The organism is Aeromonas rivuli (assembly GCF_020149575.1).
In the GTDB taxonomy this organism is placed as follows: Bacteria; Pseudomonadota; Gammaproteobacteria; order Enterobacterales; family Aeromonadaceae; genus Aeromonas; species Aeromonas rivuli.
The window spans coordinates 3,443,006-3,461,630 of the sequence record NZ_CP079742.1; the positions used below are offsets into that span (position 1 = coordinate 3,443,006).

The following is an 18,625-nucleotide window of genomic DNA, read 5'->3' on the forward strand; positions in this document are numbered from 1 at the left end:
TTTTTGCATCTGGCGCTAGACCAGCTTCTCGACCCGGGCCGGCAAGCCCTGGCGCGCCGAGGAGCCGATGGCCCAGTCCACCAGCGGGTAGCGGCCGTGGCGGCTCGGATCCAGCACCGCCAGATCGTTGAGGTTCACCCCGGCGCCGCGCAGGGCGCTGGCCGCCACCGGCTGGCCGTCTATCCAGTGCGCCCGCGCCCCCAGCTCCTTGTGGCCGAAGCCGTGCTCGATGGCGATGGCATCCACCTGCACCCCGGCCACGCACTCGGCCAGCCCGATCACGCTGCCATTGGGGGTGCTGACCCGCACCCTGTCCCCGCTCACTATGCCAAGCCTGGCCGCCGTCTGGGCGTTGAGCCGCACCCCATTGCTGGGGTGCACCTGGCGCAGACGATCCGAGCTTATGCTCATGGAGCTCATGGTGTGGGACTTGTAGCTGGTGAGCAGCAGGGGCCACTGGGCCGGCTTGAACGCCTCGCTCAGCGGCGTGCCGTCGGCGAGCTGGGCCCGGAAGAAGCGCGGGGTGCCGCTCAGGAACTGGCCGCTCTGGCTGTGACGGCGGCTGCCCACCGCCGGGTTCCACAGCATCAGCGGCTTGGGCCAACGCTTGCTCGGCTGCCCCGATTCATCGCGCCCCTTGGCCACCGGCTCGAAGCGCCCGCCCCGGGCAAAGAGGTAGGCGGCGCGACTCGCCTCCTCCGCGCTCAGTGTGGCGTTGAGGGTCGGCAGGATCCGCTCCACCCCGGACCAGGCGAGGTCTTCAGCGCCGATGGGAGGCACCGGCTGGCCGAGGTAGGCGACGTTGGCCGCCCCGTAGAGGGAGAAGTCCGCCGCCTTGTTGAGCCCATGCAGCTTGCCATCCGCCCCTTTCAGGGCCCTCTCGCCGAAGCCCGGCAGGCCGAGGCGTTTCGCCACGGCGATGAGGAAGGACTCCATGCAGACCGGATCCCCCTCGGCGGTCTTGACCACCCTAGGCTCCACCACAGGCCAGCGCCCGGTCGAGACCTTGGTCATGACCCCGTGCCAGGCGGTTGCCCAGCCCCAGGACTCGTAGGTCAGGGTGTCAGGCACTATGTAGTCAGACAGCGTCGAGGATTCGTTGATGAAGCTGTCGATGCTGATGAACAGCGGCAACACCCTAGGGTCTTTGAGCTGTTCACCTATGGCCTGGTGCAGCCCGGCCTGACCGTAGAGCGGGTTGCCCATGTGGTTGATCCAGGCCTTGGCGCGGTAGGGGTAACCGCTCACCGCCGCGGTCAGGTGCTCGCCGAGCAGCGGGCCCGAGATCGGGAACCAGGGCTCGTGGGCCGGATAGGGGTTCTGCCCCGCCTCTTTCTTGCGACGATATTCGGAGGTCTTCTCGTAGGGGAACTTGGAGCGGGAGAGGAAGACGCCGGCGGGTTTCACCATGCCGGGGAAGCTCTCCAGATCGTAGCGCGGCCCGCTCCCGAAGGGATTGAACTTGCCGCCGCTCGCCACGGCGCCACCCTTGGCATTGAGGTTTCCTATCATGGCGTTGAGCATCATGATGGCCCAGGCCGAGTAGAAGCCGTTGGCACTCATGGTGCCGCCGTGGGTGATCACCGCCGCCCGGGTGCCGTGGCTGGTGAACTCCCGGGCCAGCTCCTTGATGTCGGCCACCGGCACGGCGCACTCGGCGCTGTATTGCTCGAGGCTGTGCTCCCGACTCGCCTCGGCCAGCAGCTGGAAGCTGCTCTTGACCGCCAACGCCCCGCCCGGGGTCGGGATGCGGCGATCCACCCAGAGGCTGGCCCGCTCGCAACGGCCGGCCGGTGTCGGCTCGTCACTGTCCGCCTCCATCACCAGCACGGCATCCCCCTCGCCATAGGCCTCGCCCTCAAAGGGCAGCCCCAGATCGCTGGCGTGCAGCATCTGGCCGAAGCGGGGGTGCGACTCGTCACTTATCACCAGATGGCTGGCGTTGCTGAAACCGCGATAGCCGGCCCGTTCGGCGGCCTCCGCATTGGGGGCCGCCAGGAAGGGCGCGGCGTAACGATCGTTGTCGATGATCCAGCGCAACATGGCCAGGGCCAGGGCCGAGTCGGTGGCGGGCTTGATGGGCAGCCAGCGGTTGGTGGGGGCGGACGGCATGTTCACCGTGTTGGGCAGACTGGGGGCCACCACCACATAGGAGAAGGGCTTGCCCTGCCGTGCCCGCCCCGCCGCCAGCTGGCGGGACTGGCGTTTGAAGGGGTTGCCGGACTGCTGGGGGGAGGTGCCCATGAACAGCAGGAAGTCGCTCTCGTCCCAGTCGGGCTTGAGGTGGGCGTTCTTCTCCAGATCATCCAGCAGGGCGCCGGCCCCGACCCGGAACGACAGGCCGCAGTAAGCGCCGTGGTTCGCGAAGTTGCGGGTGCCGAAGCCGTTGAAGGTGAAGCGCTTGATGAAGGTATCGCGCCCCTCGTCCGAGGCGTTGCTCACCAGCAGCTGGTTGGCCTTGGGGCCATATTCCGGGTTGGCGGGATCGAGCGGCTCGGCGAGGTTGCGGATGGCCCTGAGCCCCTCGACACTGCCCTCCCCGAACAGATCGCCCCCCTCCACCACCTCCTCGATCAGCTGCTCGAAGGGGATGCTCTGCCAGCGACCGCTACCACGGGGGCCGACCCGCTTGAGACAGCGGGTGACCCTGTGGGGGCTGTCGAGCTGCTCCAGCATGGCGTTGCCCCGGGCACAGGCGGTGGAGCGGCCATCCAGGCCCCCCTCCTGATAGCCACTGGTAGCGATCAGCGCCTGCTTGACCGGCGTCTTGAAGTCGATGTGATGCAGGGCGGAGAGCGGGTGGTAGGGGTTGCCGAGGATGCGCACTATCTTGTCGCTCTCGTTGTCGATGCGGGCCCGCACCCCGCACAGGGTCCAGCAGCCGAGGCACATGGTGTTGGCCAGCCGCTGGGCCGGGTTGGGGTGGATCTCCCCTCGATCATCGACCCTGTACTCCACCGCCAGGGAGTTGCCGTGGATGGGATCCCGGGTCGGCTTGCCCGAGCTGCCGGTGGCCACCCCGCTCACCACCTGCTTGAGGGTGTCGCTGTAACCGGCCACGAACAGCCCCGTGCCCCCGGCGATGGCGGCTCCCTTGAGAAACTTGCGTTTGCTGTGATCCATCAGATTGCCTCGCGAGCGGAATGAGTGGTGGATGCCTGGGTGACGGATGGCAGAGCCGGGGCGCGTACCAGTTCGGAGAGCGCCACCAGCAGGGCCAGCAGCAGGCCGAAGGTGCCGAGGATGCCGAGCACCCCGGCCGGCCCCCAGGCGATCTGGTAGACATAGACGCCGGCGCCATATTTCGGTGCCAGCTGCCCCTGAATGAGCACCAGCCAGCGCAGGCCCCACACCAGGTGCAGCGCCAGCAGCGCCACGCCCCAGGATTGCAGACGGGGGGAGAGCCGGTGCCCCGCCAGCAGCAACAGGCCGAGCAGGCCCAGGGTCAGCAGCAGCCAGTGGGCCGCCAGCCGCCAACTCGGATCGAGCCGATAGAGGGCGCCAGCCTCAGCCGCCGAGGCGCCACCGAGCAGGGCCCAGCCCAGCAGGGAGAGCGCGAGCAGGCCAAGGGTTGGGCGGATCTGGCACAGTAGCCCCGCCTCCGTGCACTGCTGCCAGCCGGCCAGCAGCCGGTTGAGCAGCAGCAGGGCGCTCTGGGCCGCCAGCACGGCGCTCAGCGCCAGCAACCAGGGAAGCCAAGAGGTGTGCCAGAGGGGCCGCGCCTCTACCACCATGGTCTCGAGCCCGGTGTAGAGCGCTATGCTGAGCCCGCTCAAGGCCGCCATCAAGGCAAGCGCCTTGCGCCAGCGCTCGCCGGACCAGCTCCCCAGGCAGAGCAGCCGCGCCAGGGCGGCGACCCTGTCATGCTCCTCCCCACGCCTGGCCAGGTTCGGCCTTATCAGCAGCCAGCCCAGCCCCATGCTGAGCAGGCTGAACAGCGGCAGCAGGTAGGCGCCATACCACATGATGGAGGTGAAGCGGGTCTGGGCGTAGAAGTGCCAGGCCCGGGCTGGCTGGTGCAGATCCGCGGTCAGAGCGATGGGCGCCACCAGACCGGCCCCCATCATCAGCACGGCGGCCAGGGTCTGCAGCCGCCGATCCGGTACCTTGCGCCATAGATCGGCCGCGCCCAGCCAGAGGGCCCCATAGGCGAGGCCGATGAGGAAGAAATATTGCACCGCCCAGGGCAGCCAGGTGATGGGCTGATCCGGGGCCAGCAGTTCGTTAATGGTCATGGGCTATCTCCTTGCCGTCGTCGCCGAGCAGGGTACGCTGCGCCGGATGGCCGTCGATCTTGCTGACGAAGGCCTCATCCATGCCCAGATAGAAGACCCGCGGCTGGGTATGGGCCTCGGGCTTGAGCACCTTGAGGGCGGACTCATATTCCCGCAGCAACCGGCTTATCTGGCTCTTGGGATCGTTGAGATCGCCGATGATGCGCGCTTCGCCGACGCAGCTCTCCACGCAGGCGGGCAAGAGCCCCGCCTCCAGCCGGTGGGCGCAGAAGGTGCACTTGTCGGCGGTGTTGGTCTCGTGGTTGATGAAGCGGGCGTCATAGGGGCAGGCCTGCACGCAGTAGCCGCAGGCGACGCACCAGTCGTTGTTGACCACCACTATGCCGTCATCGCGCTGGAAGGTGGCGCCGGTGGGGCAGACGTCGAGGCAGGCGGGCTCGGCGCAGTGGTTGCAGAGCCTCGGCAACATCAAGAGGGAGGCGGGGGCATCGAGTGCCGCCACATCGCTCACCTCGTACTGGCTGACCGTGGTGCGAAACTGGCCGAGGGGGGGCTGATTCTCGATGGTGCAGGCCACGGTGCAGGCCTGACAACCGACGCAGCGGCGCAGATCGATCAGCATGCCGTAGCGCTTGCCGGGATCGCCCCGGCCTATGGCTGGGCGGGCACCCGGGGCGGCATGGCGCGGGCTCCTGGCTTGAGCGACGGGGATCAGGGCCGCCCCGGCGGTGATGGCGGCAATGCCGGATAACAATCGGCGCTTGCTGGGCTCCATGGACTATTCCTTCTGCTGGCTTGCCTAGGGGGCAAGCGTGGGGATGAGGCCATTGTCCCCGCCACAAAAATCCGTCTCTATTGTGGTTTTCCACATAGCGGGGGCCCCCTTGATCCAGCGCAAGAAAAGCGGCGGGCCTCTGGCCGAACTGTGACGGGCCCCCCATTGCACGCCCGACAGGGGGTCAAGCCGGCCCCTGATGCCCCTCCCGGTGATAGACTGGCCGCCTATGTTCGCGCCCCTGTTCCTCCAACCCTCGCCATCGTTCCGGTGCCAGCGGCTGAGCTGGCTGCTGTCCTGCCTGCTGCTCTGGCTGATGGCCCTGCCCGCTTTGGCCGCACCCGAGCCGAGCCACCCTGTGTCCGTATCAGTCCAAGTAGAGCCGGTGCGAGTCGGCGTGCTGGCGACTCGCGGCCTCCCCCTCGCCCGACAGCAGTGGCAGCCGCTGATGGGCTGGCTGGATGATCGCGTGCCAGAGCGGCGCTTCGCGCTGGTGCCCCTGGAGCTCGATGCCCTGGCCGAGGCCGTCGCACAGAACAGGCTCGACTTTGTCATCACCAACCCGGGCCAGTCGGTGAGTCTGGCGCGCCAGTATCCGCTGGCCTGGCTCGCCACCCTCAAGAGCCCGGCGGGGGGTGACAACCTCGCCATAGGCGCCGCCCTGGTGGTGCGCGCCCATGCCCCCTACCGGCACTGGCAGGATCTCGAGGGGCGGCCGGTCGCCGCCGTGTCGGAGAACGCCTTCGGTGGCTACCTCGCCTACCGCTTCGAGGCAGACGAGCAGGGGGTCAGGCTGGAGCGCTTCTTCTCCGCCGTGCGCTTCACCGGCTTCCCCCTGGACAGGCTCATCGAGCAGCTGGCAGCGGACGAGGTCGCCGCCGCCATAGTGCCCGTGTGCCAGCTGGAGCGCATGGTGCGGGAGGGCAAGGTCGCCGACTCGGATTTTCGGGTGCTGGACAACCAGGCGCCGGCGGGCTTTGGCTGCCAGAGCTCGACCCGGCTCTACCCGAACTGGGCCTTCGCCCAGACGGAGCAGGCCTCCCCTGCGCTTGCTCTGGCGGTGACGCGAGCACTGTTCGACCTGCCAGCAGACAGCGAGGCGGCCATGGCCGCCGATTCGGCGGGCTGGACAGTGCCCACCAGCCAGCTTGGCATCGACCGCCTGCTCAAGGCGCTGGATCGCCACCCCCTGCAGGGCCCCTGGTGGCAATCGGCCTGGCACTGGCTGCGCCAGCATCAGCAGTGGGGCTGGGGCGCCCTGGCGCTGGTGCTGCTGCTCGGCGGCCACCACCTGCTGCTGCAACGGCTGTTCAACCGCAGCCAGCGCCGACTGCTCGCCACCCGCCAGCAACTCGAGGAGAAGGGACGCCAGCTCGAGCAGGCCAGACGCCTCGCCGAGCTCGGCGAACTCGGCGCCAACATGGCCCACGAGATCAACCAGCCCCTCACCGCCATCGCCAACTACAGCCAGGGTGCCCTGCTGCGCCTCGCGAGGCAGGGGCAGGATCCGGCCACGACCGCATCACAGGAGCCCCTGCGCCAGGCCCTGGAGCAGATTGGCCTGCAGGTCCAGCGCATCACCCAGACAGTCCAGCGACTCAGAGCCCGGCTGCAAAAGCGCCCGCGCCAAGCCGAGCCCACGGACCTGGTCGCCCTGGTGGAGGGCCTGCAACCCCTGCTCGGTCAGATGCTGGCCCCCCTCGGCGTCACCTTCACCCTGCGCTGGCAGGGGCAGCCGCGCCTGCTCCCCCTGGATGGCATAGGGGTGGAACAGTTGCTGATGAACCTCATCAAGAATGGCGCCGAGAGCGCGGCCCGAACGAACGGCCCAGCGGCGCAAAGGGCTGAGCCGGGCCGGGTCGAGCTGCTTGTCTGCTTCGAGGCGGCGCTATTGATCCTGGAGATCCGCGACAACGGCCCCGGCCTGAGGATGCCAGAGGCGCTGCTGCAACAGGCGTTTCACAGCGACAAGGAGGGCGGCATGGGGCTGGGGCTCGCCATCTGCCGGGACGTGGTCGAGTGTCATCGCGGCCAGCTCGCCTTGAGCAACCTGAGCCCCCATGGCTGCCTGGCCCGGGTGACCCTGCCCGCCCCTCAGCAGCGGCTTGAGGTCGCTTCCCATCCCAATCCAAGGAGCTGATATGCAGCCCGTTGACCGCCCTCCCCTCTACCTGGTCGATGACGATCAGGCCGTGCTCGACTCCCTGCGCTTCATGCTGGAGATCTGCGACGAACGCCAGTTGCGCTGCTTTGCCGACGGCGAGCGCTTCCTGGCAGAGGTCGATCTGCACCTGCCCGCCTGCCTCGTCCTGGATTGCCGCATGCCGGGGCTGTCGGGCCCCGAGGTGCAGCAGCGGCTGAAGGCGGCCCAGAGCCCCATCGCCATACTGTTTCTCACCGGCCACGGGGAGGTGCCCCTGGCGGTGGAGTCCCTCAAGCAGGGGGCTGTGGATTTCTTGCAAAAGCCGGTGCAGCTGGCGCCCCTGCTCGCCGCCATCGCGCGGGCCGAACAGGCGACCCTGGCCGCGGCGGCGCGCCTTGCCCATCGACACGCTTTCGAGCGGCTCACCTCCCGCGAGCACCAGCTGTTGCAGCTCATCGCCCAAGGCCACAAGAACCAGCAGATAGCGCAGGATCTCTGCATCTCGGTGCGCACCGTCGAGGTGTGCCGCGCCAGCCTGATGAGGCGGCTCGAGGTGGGCTCACTGGCCGAGCTGATGCTGCGCTATGCGGCGGTCAATGGGCAGCCCTGAATCGCTCACGCCATGGGCAAACCCCAGCCCCGGGAGATAAAACGTGGCGAGATCACACACTTGGCGCCGCCTTGGGGGTAGAGTAGCCCCTTCCCTTTATCAGGGCCGACCTAGGTCCTGCGCATTATTTCGAGGAGACATCATGGAACTGCTGTTACTGAGCAACGGAAAAACCACCGAACACCCGGGCCTGCTCGGCTGGGCCCGCGACCGGGTGCAGACCCTGCTCGCCCGCAAACAGGTCAAGCGCATCCTGCTCATCCCCTATGCGGTGATCCGCAGCGACTGGGATGCCCGCGCCCAGGATCTCAGCGAGAGCCTGGGAGTGGAGACCATCAGCATCCACCAGTTCGACGATCCCGTGGCGGCCATCAACCAGGCAGACGCCATCTTTATCAGCGGCGGCAACACCTGGCGCCTGAACCAGCTGCTGCACGAATACGGTCTGGTGGTGCCCATACAGCGCGCCGTGCGTGAACGGGGCGTGCCCTATGTGGGCTGGAGCGCAGGTTGCAACGTGGCGACCCCGAGCATCCGCACCACCAACGACATGCCGGTGTGCAGCGCCGCCGTGCTGCCGGCCCTGGGCCTGTTCCCGCTGCAGATCAATCCCCACTATCTGGACGCCAGCATCAGCGGCCACATGGGGGAGACCCGGGACGAGCGGCTCGCCGAGTTCTGCGCCATCAATCCGAGCGAATCCGTGGTGGCCCTGCGCGAAGCCAGCCTGTTGCAGATCAGCGGCGAGACCGTCGAGTACTGGAGCGTGCGCGGCGAAGGCTTCAAGATCTTCAAGCACGGCGAGACGATCCAGGAGCATGAGGATGCCGCTCCCCTGGCCGCCCTCACCCCCTTCATCCCCAAGCTCTGAGTCAGGGGCACTGCAATGAAAAGAGGGATGGCCTGGGCCATCCCTCTTTCGTTTGCCCCCTCGCGCCGGGGTGAAGTCCTGCAAGGGCACTCACTCCAGGATCGCCATCTCCTCCTTGCCGGCGCCCCGCTGGGGGGCTTTTAGCAGCAACACCAGCGGAATGGCGCACAGGCTCACCCACATCATCAGCCGGAAGTCCTGCAGATAGGCGAGCAGGCTGGCCTGGCGGGTCACCTCGCCATTTATCGCGCTGAGCCCTTTGGGCGTCATCAGCTCCGCCATGCCTCCCCCATGATGCAGCGCCTGGTTGAAGGGGGTGATGTAGGAGGCAAACACCTCATGATTCATCTGAGTGCGCTGGGCCAGATAGGTGATCACCACAGAGATGCCGATGCTGCTGCCGATGTTGCGCATCAGGCTGAACAAGGCCGTGCCCTCGGTGCGAAAACGGGGCGCCAGGGTCGCGAAGGTGATGGTGGAGAGCGGCACGAAGATGAAACCCAGACCCAGGCCCTGAACGACCCCGGTACGGATGATGTCCCAGTTGCTGATGTCGGTATTGAACAGCGTCATCTCCCACATGGAGAAGCTGGTGAGCAGCAGCCCCAGCAGGATCAGGATGCGCACATCCACCCGACCCGACAGCCTGCCCACCAGCATCATGGCGAACATGGTGCCGACTCCCCGTGGCGCCAGCAGGTAGCCGACATCGATCACCGGATAACCCATCAATCCCTGCATGAAGGGGGGCAGCAGTGTCATGGTCGCCAGCAAGATGATGCCGACGATGAAGATGAACACCAGGCCGACGCTGAAGTTGCGATCCTTGAACAGGGCCGGCTCTATGTAGGGGTGCGAGTGGGTGAAAATGTGCACCACGAACAGGTAGAAGCAGAGCACCACCAACCCGGTCTCTATGACGATCTCGGCGCTGGCGAACCAGTTCTGGGATTGGCCCCTGTCCAGCGCCATCTGCAACGCGCCTATGCCAATACTGAGCAGGGCAAAGCCGAGCAGATCGAAGCGCCGACTGCTATTGAGCTTGGTCTCCTCGATGAAGGCGGCGAGGCCGAACCAGGCCAGCAGACCGAACGGCAGGTTGATGTAGAACACCCAGCGCCAGTTGTAGTATTCGGTGAGCCAACCCCCGAGCGAGGGGCCCAGGATGGGGCCAACCATGACTCCTATGCCCCACATCGCCATGGCAGAACCATGCTTTTCAGGGGGATAGCTGTCGAGCAGTACCGCCTGGGAGAGGGGGACCAGGCTGGCGCCGAAGATCCCCTGCAGCAGCCGGAACAGCACTATCTGCTCCAGACTCTGGGCCGCGCCACACAGCATGGAGGCGATGGTGAAACCCGCCACCGACCACATGAACAACCGCTTGCGGCCAATTCGGTCAGAGATGAAGCCGGTCAGCGGCATGAAGATGGCGGCCGCCACTATGTAGGAGGTGAGCACCCAGGAGATCTGATCCTGGGTCGCCCCCATGGCACCCTGCATATGGGGCAGGGCCACGTTGGCTATGGTGGTGTCCAGCGCCTGCATGATGGTGGCCAGCATGACCGACAGGGTGATGAAGCCAAGATGTGCCTTGCTGGGTCCTTCCTGAGTCGCTGTTGTCATAGGGTTCACCTCACAACGACCAGCCAAGCAGGCTGCGGTGATGGCCGGTATCTATCTCGGCCACGGCACTGAGTCCAGCCCTGAGCGCAGGCGCTGCACTGGCATCGTCCAACCGGATCCTGACCGCGACCCTTTGGGTGATCTTGACCCAGTTGCCGGTCGCATTCTGGGCCGGTATCACCGAGAACTCTGAACCTGTCGCCGGGCTAAGACTCTCGACCACCCCTGTCCAGCGAGCATCCGGATAGGTATCCACACTGATGTTCACCTGCTGGCCAGGCTGGACATGAGTCAGATCCGTCTCGGTGAAGTTTGCCTCTATCCAGGGCTGATCGGTCTCTACCAGCATCATGGCGGTCATGCCCACAATGCTGTACTGGCCAGACTTGGGCAGTTGGCTGACGATGCCATTGACCGGGGCATAGATCTTGGTACGGGCCAAATCCAGTTTTGCCTTGGCCAATTCGGCGGCCGCTTCCATATAGGCGGGTTGCTGTTCGACCGGCAGATTGACGTCACCGTTCAGGGAAGCCTCTATCTTCTTGAGCCCCTCTTCCAGCGCCACCTGTTGCTGCGCCGTCTGTATGGTGAGCTGACGGGCATCATCATAGTTGGCGGTCGAGGTGAAGTGCCTGGCAACCAGATCTGCCTGGCGATGCTCTTCCTTCTGGGCATAAGCGTTGCGGGTATGAGCCACGGCTATCTCGGCCTGCTGGCCGCGATAGCTGGTCTGCAATGCCACCAGATCGGTGCGTACCTTGGCAAGCTCAGCCTCGGCCTTGCCCACGGCGAGCTCGAAGGAGGCGGGATCCAATTCGAACATCAGATCCCCGGCCTTGACCTGGGCATTCTCCTTGACCATCACCTTGTCTACCCGGCCCAGCACCTCGGTACTGATCGGCACCTTGTCGGCCTTCACATAGGCGTTGTCGGTCTCCACATAGCGCCCTCCCAGCATATAGATGACGCCGCATCCAAACAGGGCAATGAGAGGGACCGCCACCAGCAGTAACAGTCGGGTACGGCGTCGGTCGGAAACCGCCACAGGGGCGGAAGTCGGATCAGTAGTCATGAGAAACACTCCGAAAAATCGAGAAGATCAGCTCTGGGAAAGGTTGTCGTGCATTGTCTTTAGCGCCTGATAGAGGGCGTTCGCCGCCTTCTCATCCAGATCGCCCATGGCACTGCGATGTACGGCGTCGCCAGCCCGCTTGATGCATTGCAGGTGAGGGACGGCCGCTTCGGTCAAAAACAGCTGATGAGCACGCCTGTCATCGGGATCCGGGCGTCGCTCGACCAGACCACTCTGGGCCAGCTGATCGAGCTGGCGAGCCAGGGTGATAGGCTGGATATCCAGCCGCTCGGCCAGCTCAACCTGACGCATCCCTTCATGCCGGGCGATATGGACCAGGGCACGGGCCTGGGCCAGGGTCAGACAACTCCCTTCCAACTGTTGCTGGAAGTGACGACGCATCAGGCGATGCACGTCGCCGATCAGGAAGCCCAGGGTGTCAGGTTGTTTCATCATAGCGAGACCAATAAATTAGTAAGCATTACTTATTATATACAATGCATGTTTAAATTCAATGCTGGCCTCCCTCTCTTGTTGCCAGCATGCTAAGGCTCTACAGCCAAGAGTTGCTGATCTAGCCAACAAAAGGGGAACGACGATGAAGACAAGGATGGAGCGGGACAGCCTGGGAGAGATCGCGGTACCGGCCAACCGGCTGTGGGGGGCTCAGACCCAGCGATCCCTGCACCACTTCGCCATCTCGGTGGAGCGGCAGAGTCCCGAGCTCATTCGTGCCCTGGTGCAAATCAAGAGCGCCAGCGCCCGGGTCAACCAGCGGCTGGGGCTGCTCAAGGATCGCCATGCCGAGGCGATCATTGCCGCCGCCGCCGAGGTGCTGGCGGGTCAGCATGACAATGAGTTCCCCCTGGTGGTCTGGCAGACCGGCTCTGGCACCCAGACCAACATGAACGTCAATGAGGTGCTCGCCAACCGGGCCAGCGAGCTGCTCGGTGGCATGCGCGGCGAGGAGCGTCTGGTGCATCCCAATGACGAGGTCAATCGCAGTCAATCCAGCAATGATGTCTTCCCCACCGCCATGCATCTCGCCGCCGTGACCGCCATAGTGGCGCATCTGCTGCCCGCCCTCGCCAGCTTGCGCCAGACCCTGGGGCACAAGGCCAAGGCATTTGACCATATCGTCAAGATAGGCCGCACCCACCTGCAAGATGCCACCCCCCTTACCCTGGGTCAGGAGATCTCCGGCTGGGCCGCTCAGCTCGCCCATGGAGAGCGCCATCTTCGAGCCGCCCTGCCCCATCTGTGCGAACTGGCGCTGGGCGGCACCGCGGTCGGCACTGGCCTCAATGCGCCAGCCGGTTATGCCGAGGCGGTAGCCGGGGAGCTCGCCAGCCAGACCGGCTTGCCTCTGGTCACAGCGCCGAACAAGTTCGAGGCTCTGGCGAGCTGCGATGCCCTGGTCCACGGCCATGGCGCCCTCAAGACCCTGGCCGCCAGCCTGATGAAGATCGCCAACGATGTGCGCTGGCTCGCCAGCGGCCCGCGCAGTGGCATAGGGGAGATCAACATCCCGGAGAACGAGCCAGGCTCCTCCATCATGCCGGGCAAGGTCAATCCGACCCAGTGCGAGGCGCTGACCATGGTGGCGGCGCAGGTGATGGGCAACGACGTGGCCATCAATATCGGCGGGGCCAGCGGCAACTTCGAACTCAATGTGTTCAGGCCCATGATTGCCCACAATTTCTTGCAGAGCGTGCGCCTGCTCAGCGATGCCATGACCAGCTTCGAACATCACTGTGCCCGCGGCATAACCCCGAACCAGGCCCGCATCGACGAGCTGGTGGCCAACTCCCTGATGCTGGTCACGGCGCTGAACCCCCACATCGGTTACGACAAATCCGCCGAGATAGCGAAGAAGGCACACCATCAGGGGATCAGTCTGCGGGAAGCGGCCATCGCCTCCGGCCACCTGAGTGCCGAGCAATTCGATCTCTGGGTGGTGCCTGCCGAGATGGTGGGCCGAAACAAATAGCCACGAGTAAAAACCGAAAGGGCGCCATGGCGCCCTTTTCATTAGCAAAGCCGTCTCAGCTCTTGCTCTGACAGTTGAACATCCAGTGGGTACCGAACTTGTCCACCAGGCTGCCAAAGTAGTCACCCCAGAACATCTCCTGTAACTCCATCTCTACGCTGCCGCCTTCGGCAAGGGCAGCAAACAGGCAGTCGGTCTCGGCCCGGCTGTCCGGCTCCAGATTGAGGTAACTGTTGTTGCCCTGCACCAGGGTGAACCCCATGCTGGCCGGCGCATCCGTGCCCATCAACACATGGCCGCCCAGGATGGCCAGCTCCACATGCATCACCAAGTTCCCATCTTCCGGGGAGACGGGATCCTGACCCGGGCAGCCCGGTGAATCGCTGAACCTGTGGATGGGGCCATTGAATTCGCCACCAAACACCTCCCGGTAGAAGAGGAACGCCGCCTCCGTCTCCCGGGCAAAGTTGAGATAGGTACTGACACGCGCCATGGTGAACTCCTTGTCACTGATTACGGGTTACGAGGCCAGCTATCAGCATAGAAGAGCGCGGCTCCATCGCCTCAATGGCCTCCTCTCACCGTGCGGGCAGCGCCAGCCCATTGCACTGTGTCAGCCATACCAACCTAGGCAGCATGTCCATTGGCACAGGCCTTCCCCTGGGCTGGCATCGCCAATCAACGGATATGCCGTCTGCGGCGCCCTGTGACAGATCCTGACCCCTGGCACAAGGCCGACAAACCTCCATTTGCACCCACACCATGGGTTGCACCCACACCACGATACGACTGAGAAAAGGTGCAACCCTCCGTTTATGCGTCCGTAGCGAGCGCACATTTTTGAGACATATTTTTAACTTCATTATCTTGTCGCAACACACTGACACTGCATTGTTTTTCACCGCCAGCCCCCGCCAGCGCGCTTATCCAAACGCAACCATGTAACGGAGACATTAAAATTTCTAACTTGAAGGTTGCACCTGGTTGCGCCATCCTCATCGGAATTTAACCATACGGCAATATTCTCGCCGGCACAGATACAGGAAGTCCCATGGCTACTACCACCCTTGGCGTTAAACTCGATGAAGCGACCCGCGACCGGCTCAAGCAGGCAGCGCAGACCATCGACCGCACCCCGCACTGGTTGATCAAGCAGGCGATCTTCACCTATCTGGAGCAGCTGGAGCGTGGCCTGACCCCCACGGAACTCTCTGGTCTGGCCGCCGCCGCGGGAGAAGAGTCGGTGGAAACCCTGACCGAACAGGGTCTGCAACTGTTCCTCGAATTTGCCGAGAGCATCTTGCCGCAGTCCGTGCTGCGCGCCGCCATCACCTCCGCCTATCGCCGCCCCGAGACCGAGGCGGTGCCCATGCTGCTGGAGCAGGCCCGCCTGCCCAAAGAGAAGGCAGAGGCCACCCAGAAGCTGGCCACCAGCATCGCCGAGAAGCTGCGCAACCAGAAGGGTGCCAGCGGTCGTCAAGGGCTGGTGCAGGGTCTGCTGCAAGAGTTCTCCCTCTCCTCTCAGGAAGGGGTGGCACTGATGTGCCTGGCCGAGGCGCTGCTGCGCATCCCCGACAAGGCGACCCGCGATGCCCTCATTCGCGACAAGATCAGCGGCGGCAACTGGAGCCAGCATCTGGGCAACAGCACCTCCTTGTTCGTCAACGCCGCCTCCTGGGGCCTGCTCATCACCGGTAAACTGGTCTCGACCCATAACGAGGCCGGCCTCAACAGCTCCCTCAAAGGCTTGATCGGCAGGGGCGGCGAGCCGCTGATCCGCAAGGGCGTCGACATGGCCATGCGGTTGATGGGGGAGCAGTTCGTCACCGGCGAGACCATAGCCGAGGCGCTGGCCAACGCCGGCAGCACCGAGAGCAAGGGCTTCCGCTACTCCTACGACATGCTGGGTGAAGCGGCCCTCACCGAGGAGGACGCCAAGCGTTATCTGGCCTCCTACGAGCAGGCCATCCACGCCATCGGCAAGGCCTCCCACGGCCGCGGCATCTACGAGGGTCCGGGCATCTCCATCAAGCTCTCCGCCCTGCACCCGCGCTACAGCCGCGCCCAGTACGATCGCGTCATGGCAGAGCTCTACCCCACCCTGCTCGGCTTGACCCAGCTCGCCAAACAGTACGACATCGGCATCAACATCGACGCCGAGGAGGCCGATCGGCTGGAGATCTCCCTCGATCTATTGGAAAGGCTCTGCTTCGACCCGAGCCTCGCCGACTGGAACGGCATCGGCTTCGTCATCCAGGCCTACCAGAAGCGTTGCCCCTATGTGATCGACTATGTGATCGATCTCGCCAAGCGCAGCCGTCACCGCCTGATGATCCGGCTGGTGAAGGGCGCCTACTGGGACAGCGAGATCAAGCTGGCCCAGGTCAACGGCCTGGAGGGTTATCCGGTCTATACCCGCAAGCCCTACACCGATGTCTCCTACCTCGCCTGTGCCCGCAAGCTGCTGGCGGTGCCGGAAGCCATCTACCCGCAGTTCGCCACCCACAACGCCCACTCACTCGCCGCGATTTACCAGCTGGCGGGGCAGAACTACTACCCCGGTCAGTACGAGTTCCAGTGCCTGCACGGCATGGGTGAGCCGCTCTATGAGCAGGTAGTCGGCAAGGTTGCCGATGGCAAGCTGGGCCGCCCCTGCCGCATCTATGCACCGGTCGGCAGCCACGAGACCCTGCTCGCCTATCTGGTGCGCCGCCTGCTGGAGAACGGGGCCAACACCTCCTTCGTCAACCGCATCGCGGACAACAACATCTCTCTGCAGGATCTGGTACAGGATCCGGTGCAGCAGATCGAACAGATGGCCGCCCGTGAAGGCACCCTGGGCCTGCCTCATCCACGTATTCCGCTGCCGCGGGACTTGTACGGCGAGGCCCGTCCCAATTCGGAAGGGCTGGACTTGGCCAACGAACACCGCCTGGGGTCGCTCTCCGCCGCCCTGCTCGCCAGCACCAACAACCGCTATCAGGCGCTGCCCATGTTGGGTAATGAACAGCCGGGCTGTGACACTGAGGCACCGACCGAGTTCCTGAATGTGCTCAACCCGGCGGATCACCGCGATGTCGTCGGTCAGGTGAGCGAAGCCACCCCCGAGCTGGTCGATTCTGCCCTCGGCTGCGCCCTGGCCAGCGGCCAGATCTGGCAATCGACCCCGCCCGCCGAGCGCGCCGCCGTGCTGGACAGAGCCGCCAGCCTGATGGAGTCCGAACTGCAACCCCTGATGGGCCTGCTGGTGCGCGAGTCCGGCAAGACCTTCAGCAACGCCATCGCCGAGGTACGCGAGGCGGTGGACTTCCTGCGCTACTACGCAGCCCAGGCCCGCAACCACTTCGCCAACGACAGCCATAGACCGCTCGGCCCCGTGGTCTGCATCAGCCCCTGGAACTTCCCGCTGGCCATCTTCGCAGGCCAGGTCTGCGCGGCGCTCGCCGCCGGCAATACGGTGCTCGCCAAACCGGCGGAGCAGACCCCGCTCATCGCCGCCCAGGCGGTGCGCATCCTGCTGGAAGCCGGCGTGCCCGCCGGCGCGGTGCAACTGCTGCCGGGCCGCGGTGAGACCGTGGGCGCCGCCCTTATCGCCGACGAGCGGGTGCGTGGCGTCATGTTCACCGGCTCCACCGAAGTGGCGGGCATCATCTCCCGCAACCTGGCCGGTCGCCTAGACGCCCAGGGTCGCACCATACCGCTCATCGCCGAGACCGGCGGTCAGAACGCCATGATCGTCGACTCCTCCGCCCTGACCGAACAGGTGGTGATGGACGTCATCTCCTCGGCGTTCGACAGCGCCGGTCAGCGCTGCTCCGCCCTGCGGGTGCTCTGCGTACAGGAAGATGTGGCGGATCGGGTGATCCGCATGCTCAAGGGCGCCATGGCCGAGTACAAGGTCGGCAACCCGGAGCACCTCTCCACCGACATAGGCCCGGTGATCGACGCCGAGGCCAAGGCCAACATCGAGCAACACATCAAGGCCATGAGCGACAAGGGTCGCCGGGTGCACCAGATTGCCCGCGTCCCCTTATGTGCAGACAAGGGGGCCGATTACAGCCGCGGCACCTTCGTGCTGCCGACCCTGATCGAGCTCGACAGCCTGGACGAACTCGGCCGCGAGGTGTTCGGCCCGGTGCTGCACCTGGTGCGCTACCCCCGTGCCAAGCTCGGCGAGTTGCTCGCGCAGATCAACGACAGCGGCTACGGCCTGACCCTGGGGGTCCATACCCGGATTGACGAGACCATCGCCCAGGTGGTCAACACCGCCAAGGTGGGCAACCTCTATGTGAACCGCAACATAGTGGGCGCCGTGGTCGGGGTGCAGCCATTCGGCGGCGAGGGCCTCTCCGGCACAGGTCCCAAGGCGGGCGGTCCGCTCTATATGTACCGCTTGCTCGCCACCCGTCCGCAGGATGCGGTGGCCAGTCAGCTGCGCCAGGAGTCCGGTGCATCTCAACAGACCGAGGCGACCAAACCGGCCCTGCAGGCCCTGCGCAACTGGGCAGCCAAACAGGCTCCGGCCCTCGTCATCCTCTGCGACCAGTATGCCAAGCTGGCCCAGAGCGGCCTGACCCAGGTGCTGGTCGGCCCCACCGGCGAGCGCAACACATACAGCCTGCTGCCCCGGGAGCGGGTGCTCTGTCTGGCCGCCGACGATAACGAGGCCAAGGCGGATCTGCTGGCCCAGCTGGCGGCCTGTCTGGCGGTCGGAACCGAGGTGCTGTGGCAGGACAATGCCGAGCGTCGCACCCTGCTCGCCAGCCTGCCAACGGAGGTGCAACAGCGCATCCAGCTGGTCGGGGACTGGGCAAACAGCGACATCGGCTTCGATGCCCTGCTGCACCACGGCGATTCGGATCAGCTGATCGAGGTGAGCAAGCTCGCCGCCGCCCGTCCCGGCGCCATCGTCGGCGTGCACGGCCTGCACCGTGGCGAGACCGACATCCCGCTGGAGCGGCTGCTTGTCGAGCACGCCCTCTCGGTCAACACCGCCGCCGCCGGTGGTAACGCCAGCCTGATGACCATAGGCTAAGCGCCACATAGTGACAGAGACTCAAGCCCCGCCGATGCGGGGCTTGTTCTTTCGGCCATGGGATAAACGAGCATAAAAGAAGGCCGCCCTTATCGGGGCGGCCTTCTTGTTGGTGCATCCAGCGGGGGAACTTACTTGGTTATGGCAGCGGCCGATTACGCTTCGCTAATCGACCCTACACAGATTCCATAAAGACTCGGGAGCTGAACTTGGTGATGGGCTCGTAGGGGAAAGGTCACGCCTGTCTCCGCCATTCATTGCCTTCTAA

At 65.1% G+C, this 18,625-nt stretch carries 12 protein-coding genes; 5 read left to right on the top strand and 7 right to left on the bottom strand.

The window, feature by feature from the left end; all coding sequences use genetic code 11:
- Positions 1 to 15: 15 nt before the first annotated feature.
- Genes KYK33_RS15875 through dsrO form a run of 3 tightly spaced genes read right to left on the bottom strand, consistent with a single transcriptional unit; the run spans position 16 to position 5,010 of the window.
- Positions 16 to 3,123 carry a tetrathionate reductase subunit A gene (locus KYK33_RS15875; protein WP_224431151.1) on the bottom strand — a complete coding sequence of 1,036 codons (3,108 nt, stop codon included), beginning with the start codon at positions 3,121 to 3,123 and terminating at the stop codon, positions 16 to 18.
- Positions 3,123 to 4,235, bottom strand: coding sequence for an NrfD/PsrC family molybdoenzyme membrane anchor subunit (gene nrfD / locus KYK33_RS15880; RefSeq protein ID WP_224431152.1), 1,113 nt, complete (start codon positions 4,233 to 4,235; stop codon positions 3,123 to 3,125). The genes KYK33_RS15875 and nrfD overlap by 1 nt, the downstream gene beginning before the upstream one ends.
- The gene (dsrO, locus tag KYK33_RS15885; RefSeq protein ID WP_224431153.1) at positions 4,225 to 5,010 is read right to left on the bottom strand and encodes a sulfate reduction electron transfer complex DsrMKJOP subunit DsrO; all 786 of its coding nucleotides are present in this window, start codon (positions 5,008 to 5,010) and stop codon (positions 4,225 to 4,227) included. The genes nrfD and dsrO overlap by 11 nt, the downstream gene beginning before the upstream one ends.
- Positions 5,011 to 5,326: 316 nt before the next feature.
- Here dsrO and KYK33_RS15890 point away from each other — a divergent pair, with 316 nt between their 5' ends.
- From KYK33_RS15890 to pepE, 3 genes are all read left to right on the top strand, one after another.
- The gene (locus KYK33_RS15890) at positions 5,327 to 7,150 is read left to right on the top strand and encodes a sensor histidine kinase (protein WP_396021402.1); all 1,824 of its coding nucleotides are present in this window, start codon (positions 5,327 to 5,329) and stop codon (positions 7,148 to 7,150) included.
- Position 7,151: 1 nt separating this feature from the next.
- Complete coding sequence (locus KYK33_RS15895; RefSeq protein ID WP_224431155.1) at positions 7,152 to 7,763, top strand: response regulator transcription factor; 612 nt, start codon at positions 7,152 to 7,154, stop codon at positions 7,761 to 7,763.
- A gap of 142 nt (positions 7,764 to 7,905) precedes the next feature.
- Entirely contained in the window at positions 7,906 to 8,634 is a 729-nt protein-coding gene (pepE, locus tag KYK33_RS15900; protein ID WP_224431156.1) for a dipeptidase PepE, read from the top strand.
- Between the two features lie 90 nt (positions 8,635 to 8,724).
- On the opposite strand, the gene KYK33_RS15905 is transcribed toward pepE, so the two are convergent.
- Genes KYK33_RS15905 through KYK33_RS15915 form a run of 3 tightly spaced genes read right to left on the bottom strand, consistent with a single transcriptional unit; the run spans position 8,725 to position 11,788 of the window.
- Positions 8,725 to 10,260, bottom strand: a complete 1,536-nt coding sequence (locus tag KYK33_RS15905; protein WP_224431157.1) for a DHA2 family efflux MFS transporter permease subunit — start codon at positions 10,258 to 10,260, stop codon at positions 8,725 to 8,727.
- A 10-nt stretch (positions 10,261 to 10,270) separates the two neighbouring features.
- On the bottom strand, positions 10,271 to 11,332 hold the full coding sequence (locus tag KYK33_RS15910; RefSeq protein WP_224431158.1) for an HlyD family secretion protein: 1,062 nt from the start codon (positions 11,330 to 11,332) through the stop codon (positions 10,271 to 10,273).
- Positions 11,333 to 11,359: 27 nt separating this feature from the next.
- A complete protein-coding gene (locus tag KYK33_RS15915) occupies positions 11,360 to 11,788 on the bottom strand; it encodes a MarR family winged helix-turn-helix transcriptional regulator (protein ID WP_042040938.1) in 429 nt (142 codons plus the stop codon).
- Between the two features lie 142 nt (positions 11,789 to 11,930).
- On the opposite strand from KYK33_RS15915, the gene fumC reads away from it, so the two are divergent.
- Positions 11,931 to 13,322 (top strand): class II fumarate hydratase, encoded by a 1,392-nt coding sequence (gene fumC, locus KYK33_RS15920; protein WP_224431159.1) that lies wholly within the window; start codon positions 11,931 to 11,933, stop codon positions 13,320 to 13,322.
- A 55-nt stretch (positions 13,323 to 13,377) separates the two neighbouring features.
- On the opposite strand, the gene KYK33_RS15925 is transcribed toward fumC, so the two are convergent.
- Complete coding sequence (locus KYK33_RS15925) at positions 13,378 to 13,815, bottom strand: VOC family protein (protein WP_042040940.1); 438 nt, start codon at positions 13,813 to 13,815, stop codon at positions 13,378 to 13,380.
- Positions 13,816 to 14,373: 558 nt separating this feature from the next.
- Between KYK33_RS15925 and putA the strand changes: the two genes are divergently transcribed.
- A complete protein-coding gene (gene putA, locus KYK33_RS15930) occupies positions 14,374 to 18,357 on the top strand; it encodes a trifunctional transcriptional regulator/proline dehydrogenase/L-glutamate gamma-semialdehyde dehydrogenase (protein WP_224431160.1) in 3,984 nt (1,327 codons plus the stop codon).
- The last annotated feature ends 268 nt before the right edge of the window (positions 18,358 to 18,625 follow it).

What these genes read in the sequence shown, in the direction of transcription:
- KYK33_RS15875 (WP_224431151.1), bottom strand. Translation starts at nt 3,123, where the DNA reads ATGGATCACAGCAAACGCAAGTTTCTCAAGGGAGCCGCCATCGCCGGG.
- nrfD (WP_224431152.1), bottom strand. Translation starts at nt 4,235, where the DNA reads ATGACCATTAACGAACTGCTGGCCCCGGATCAGCCCATCACCTGGCTG.
- dsrO (WP_224431153.1), bottom strand. Translation starts at nt 5,010, where the DNA reads ATGGAGCCCAGCAAGCGCCGATTGTTATCCGGCATTGCCGCCATCACC.
- KYK33_RS15890 (WP_396021402.1), top strand. Translation starts at nt 5,327, where the DNA reads ATGGCCCTGCCCGCTTTGGCCGCACCCGAGCCGAGCCACCCTGTGTCC.
- KYK33_RS15895 (WP_224431155.1), top strand. Translation starts at nt 7,152, where the DNA reads ATGCAGCCCGTTGACCGCCCTCCCCTCTACCTGGTCGATGACGATCAG.
- pepE (WP_224431156.1), top strand. Translation starts at nt 7,906, where the DNA reads ATGGAACTGCTGTTACTGAGCAACGGAAAAACCACCGAACACCCGGGC.
- KYK33_RS15905 (WP_224431157.1), bottom strand. Translation starts at nt 10,260, where the DNA reads ATGACAACAGCGACTCAGGAAGGACCCAGCAAGGCACATCTTGGCTTC.
- KYK33_RS15910 (WP_224431158.1), bottom strand. Translation starts at nt 11,332, where the DNA reads ATGACTACTGATCCGACTTCCGCCCCTGTGGCGGTTTCCGACCGACGC.
- KYK33_RS15915 (WP_042040938.1), bottom strand. Translation starts at nt 11,788, where the DNA reads ATGATGAAACAACCTGACACCCTGGGCTTCCTGATCGGCGACGTGCAT.
- fumC (WP_224431159.1), top strand. Translation starts at nt 11,931, where the DNA reads ATGAAGACAAGGATGGAGCGGGACAGCCTGGGAGAGATCGCGGTACCG.
- KYK33_RS15925 (WP_042040940.1), bottom strand. Translation starts at nt 13,815, where the DNA reads ATGGCGCGTGTCAGTACCTATCTCAACTTTGCCCGGGAGACGGAGGCG.
- putA (WP_224431160.1), top strand. Translation starts at nt 14,374, where the DNA reads ATGGCTACTACCACCCTTGGCGTTAAACTCGATGAAGCGACCCGCGAC.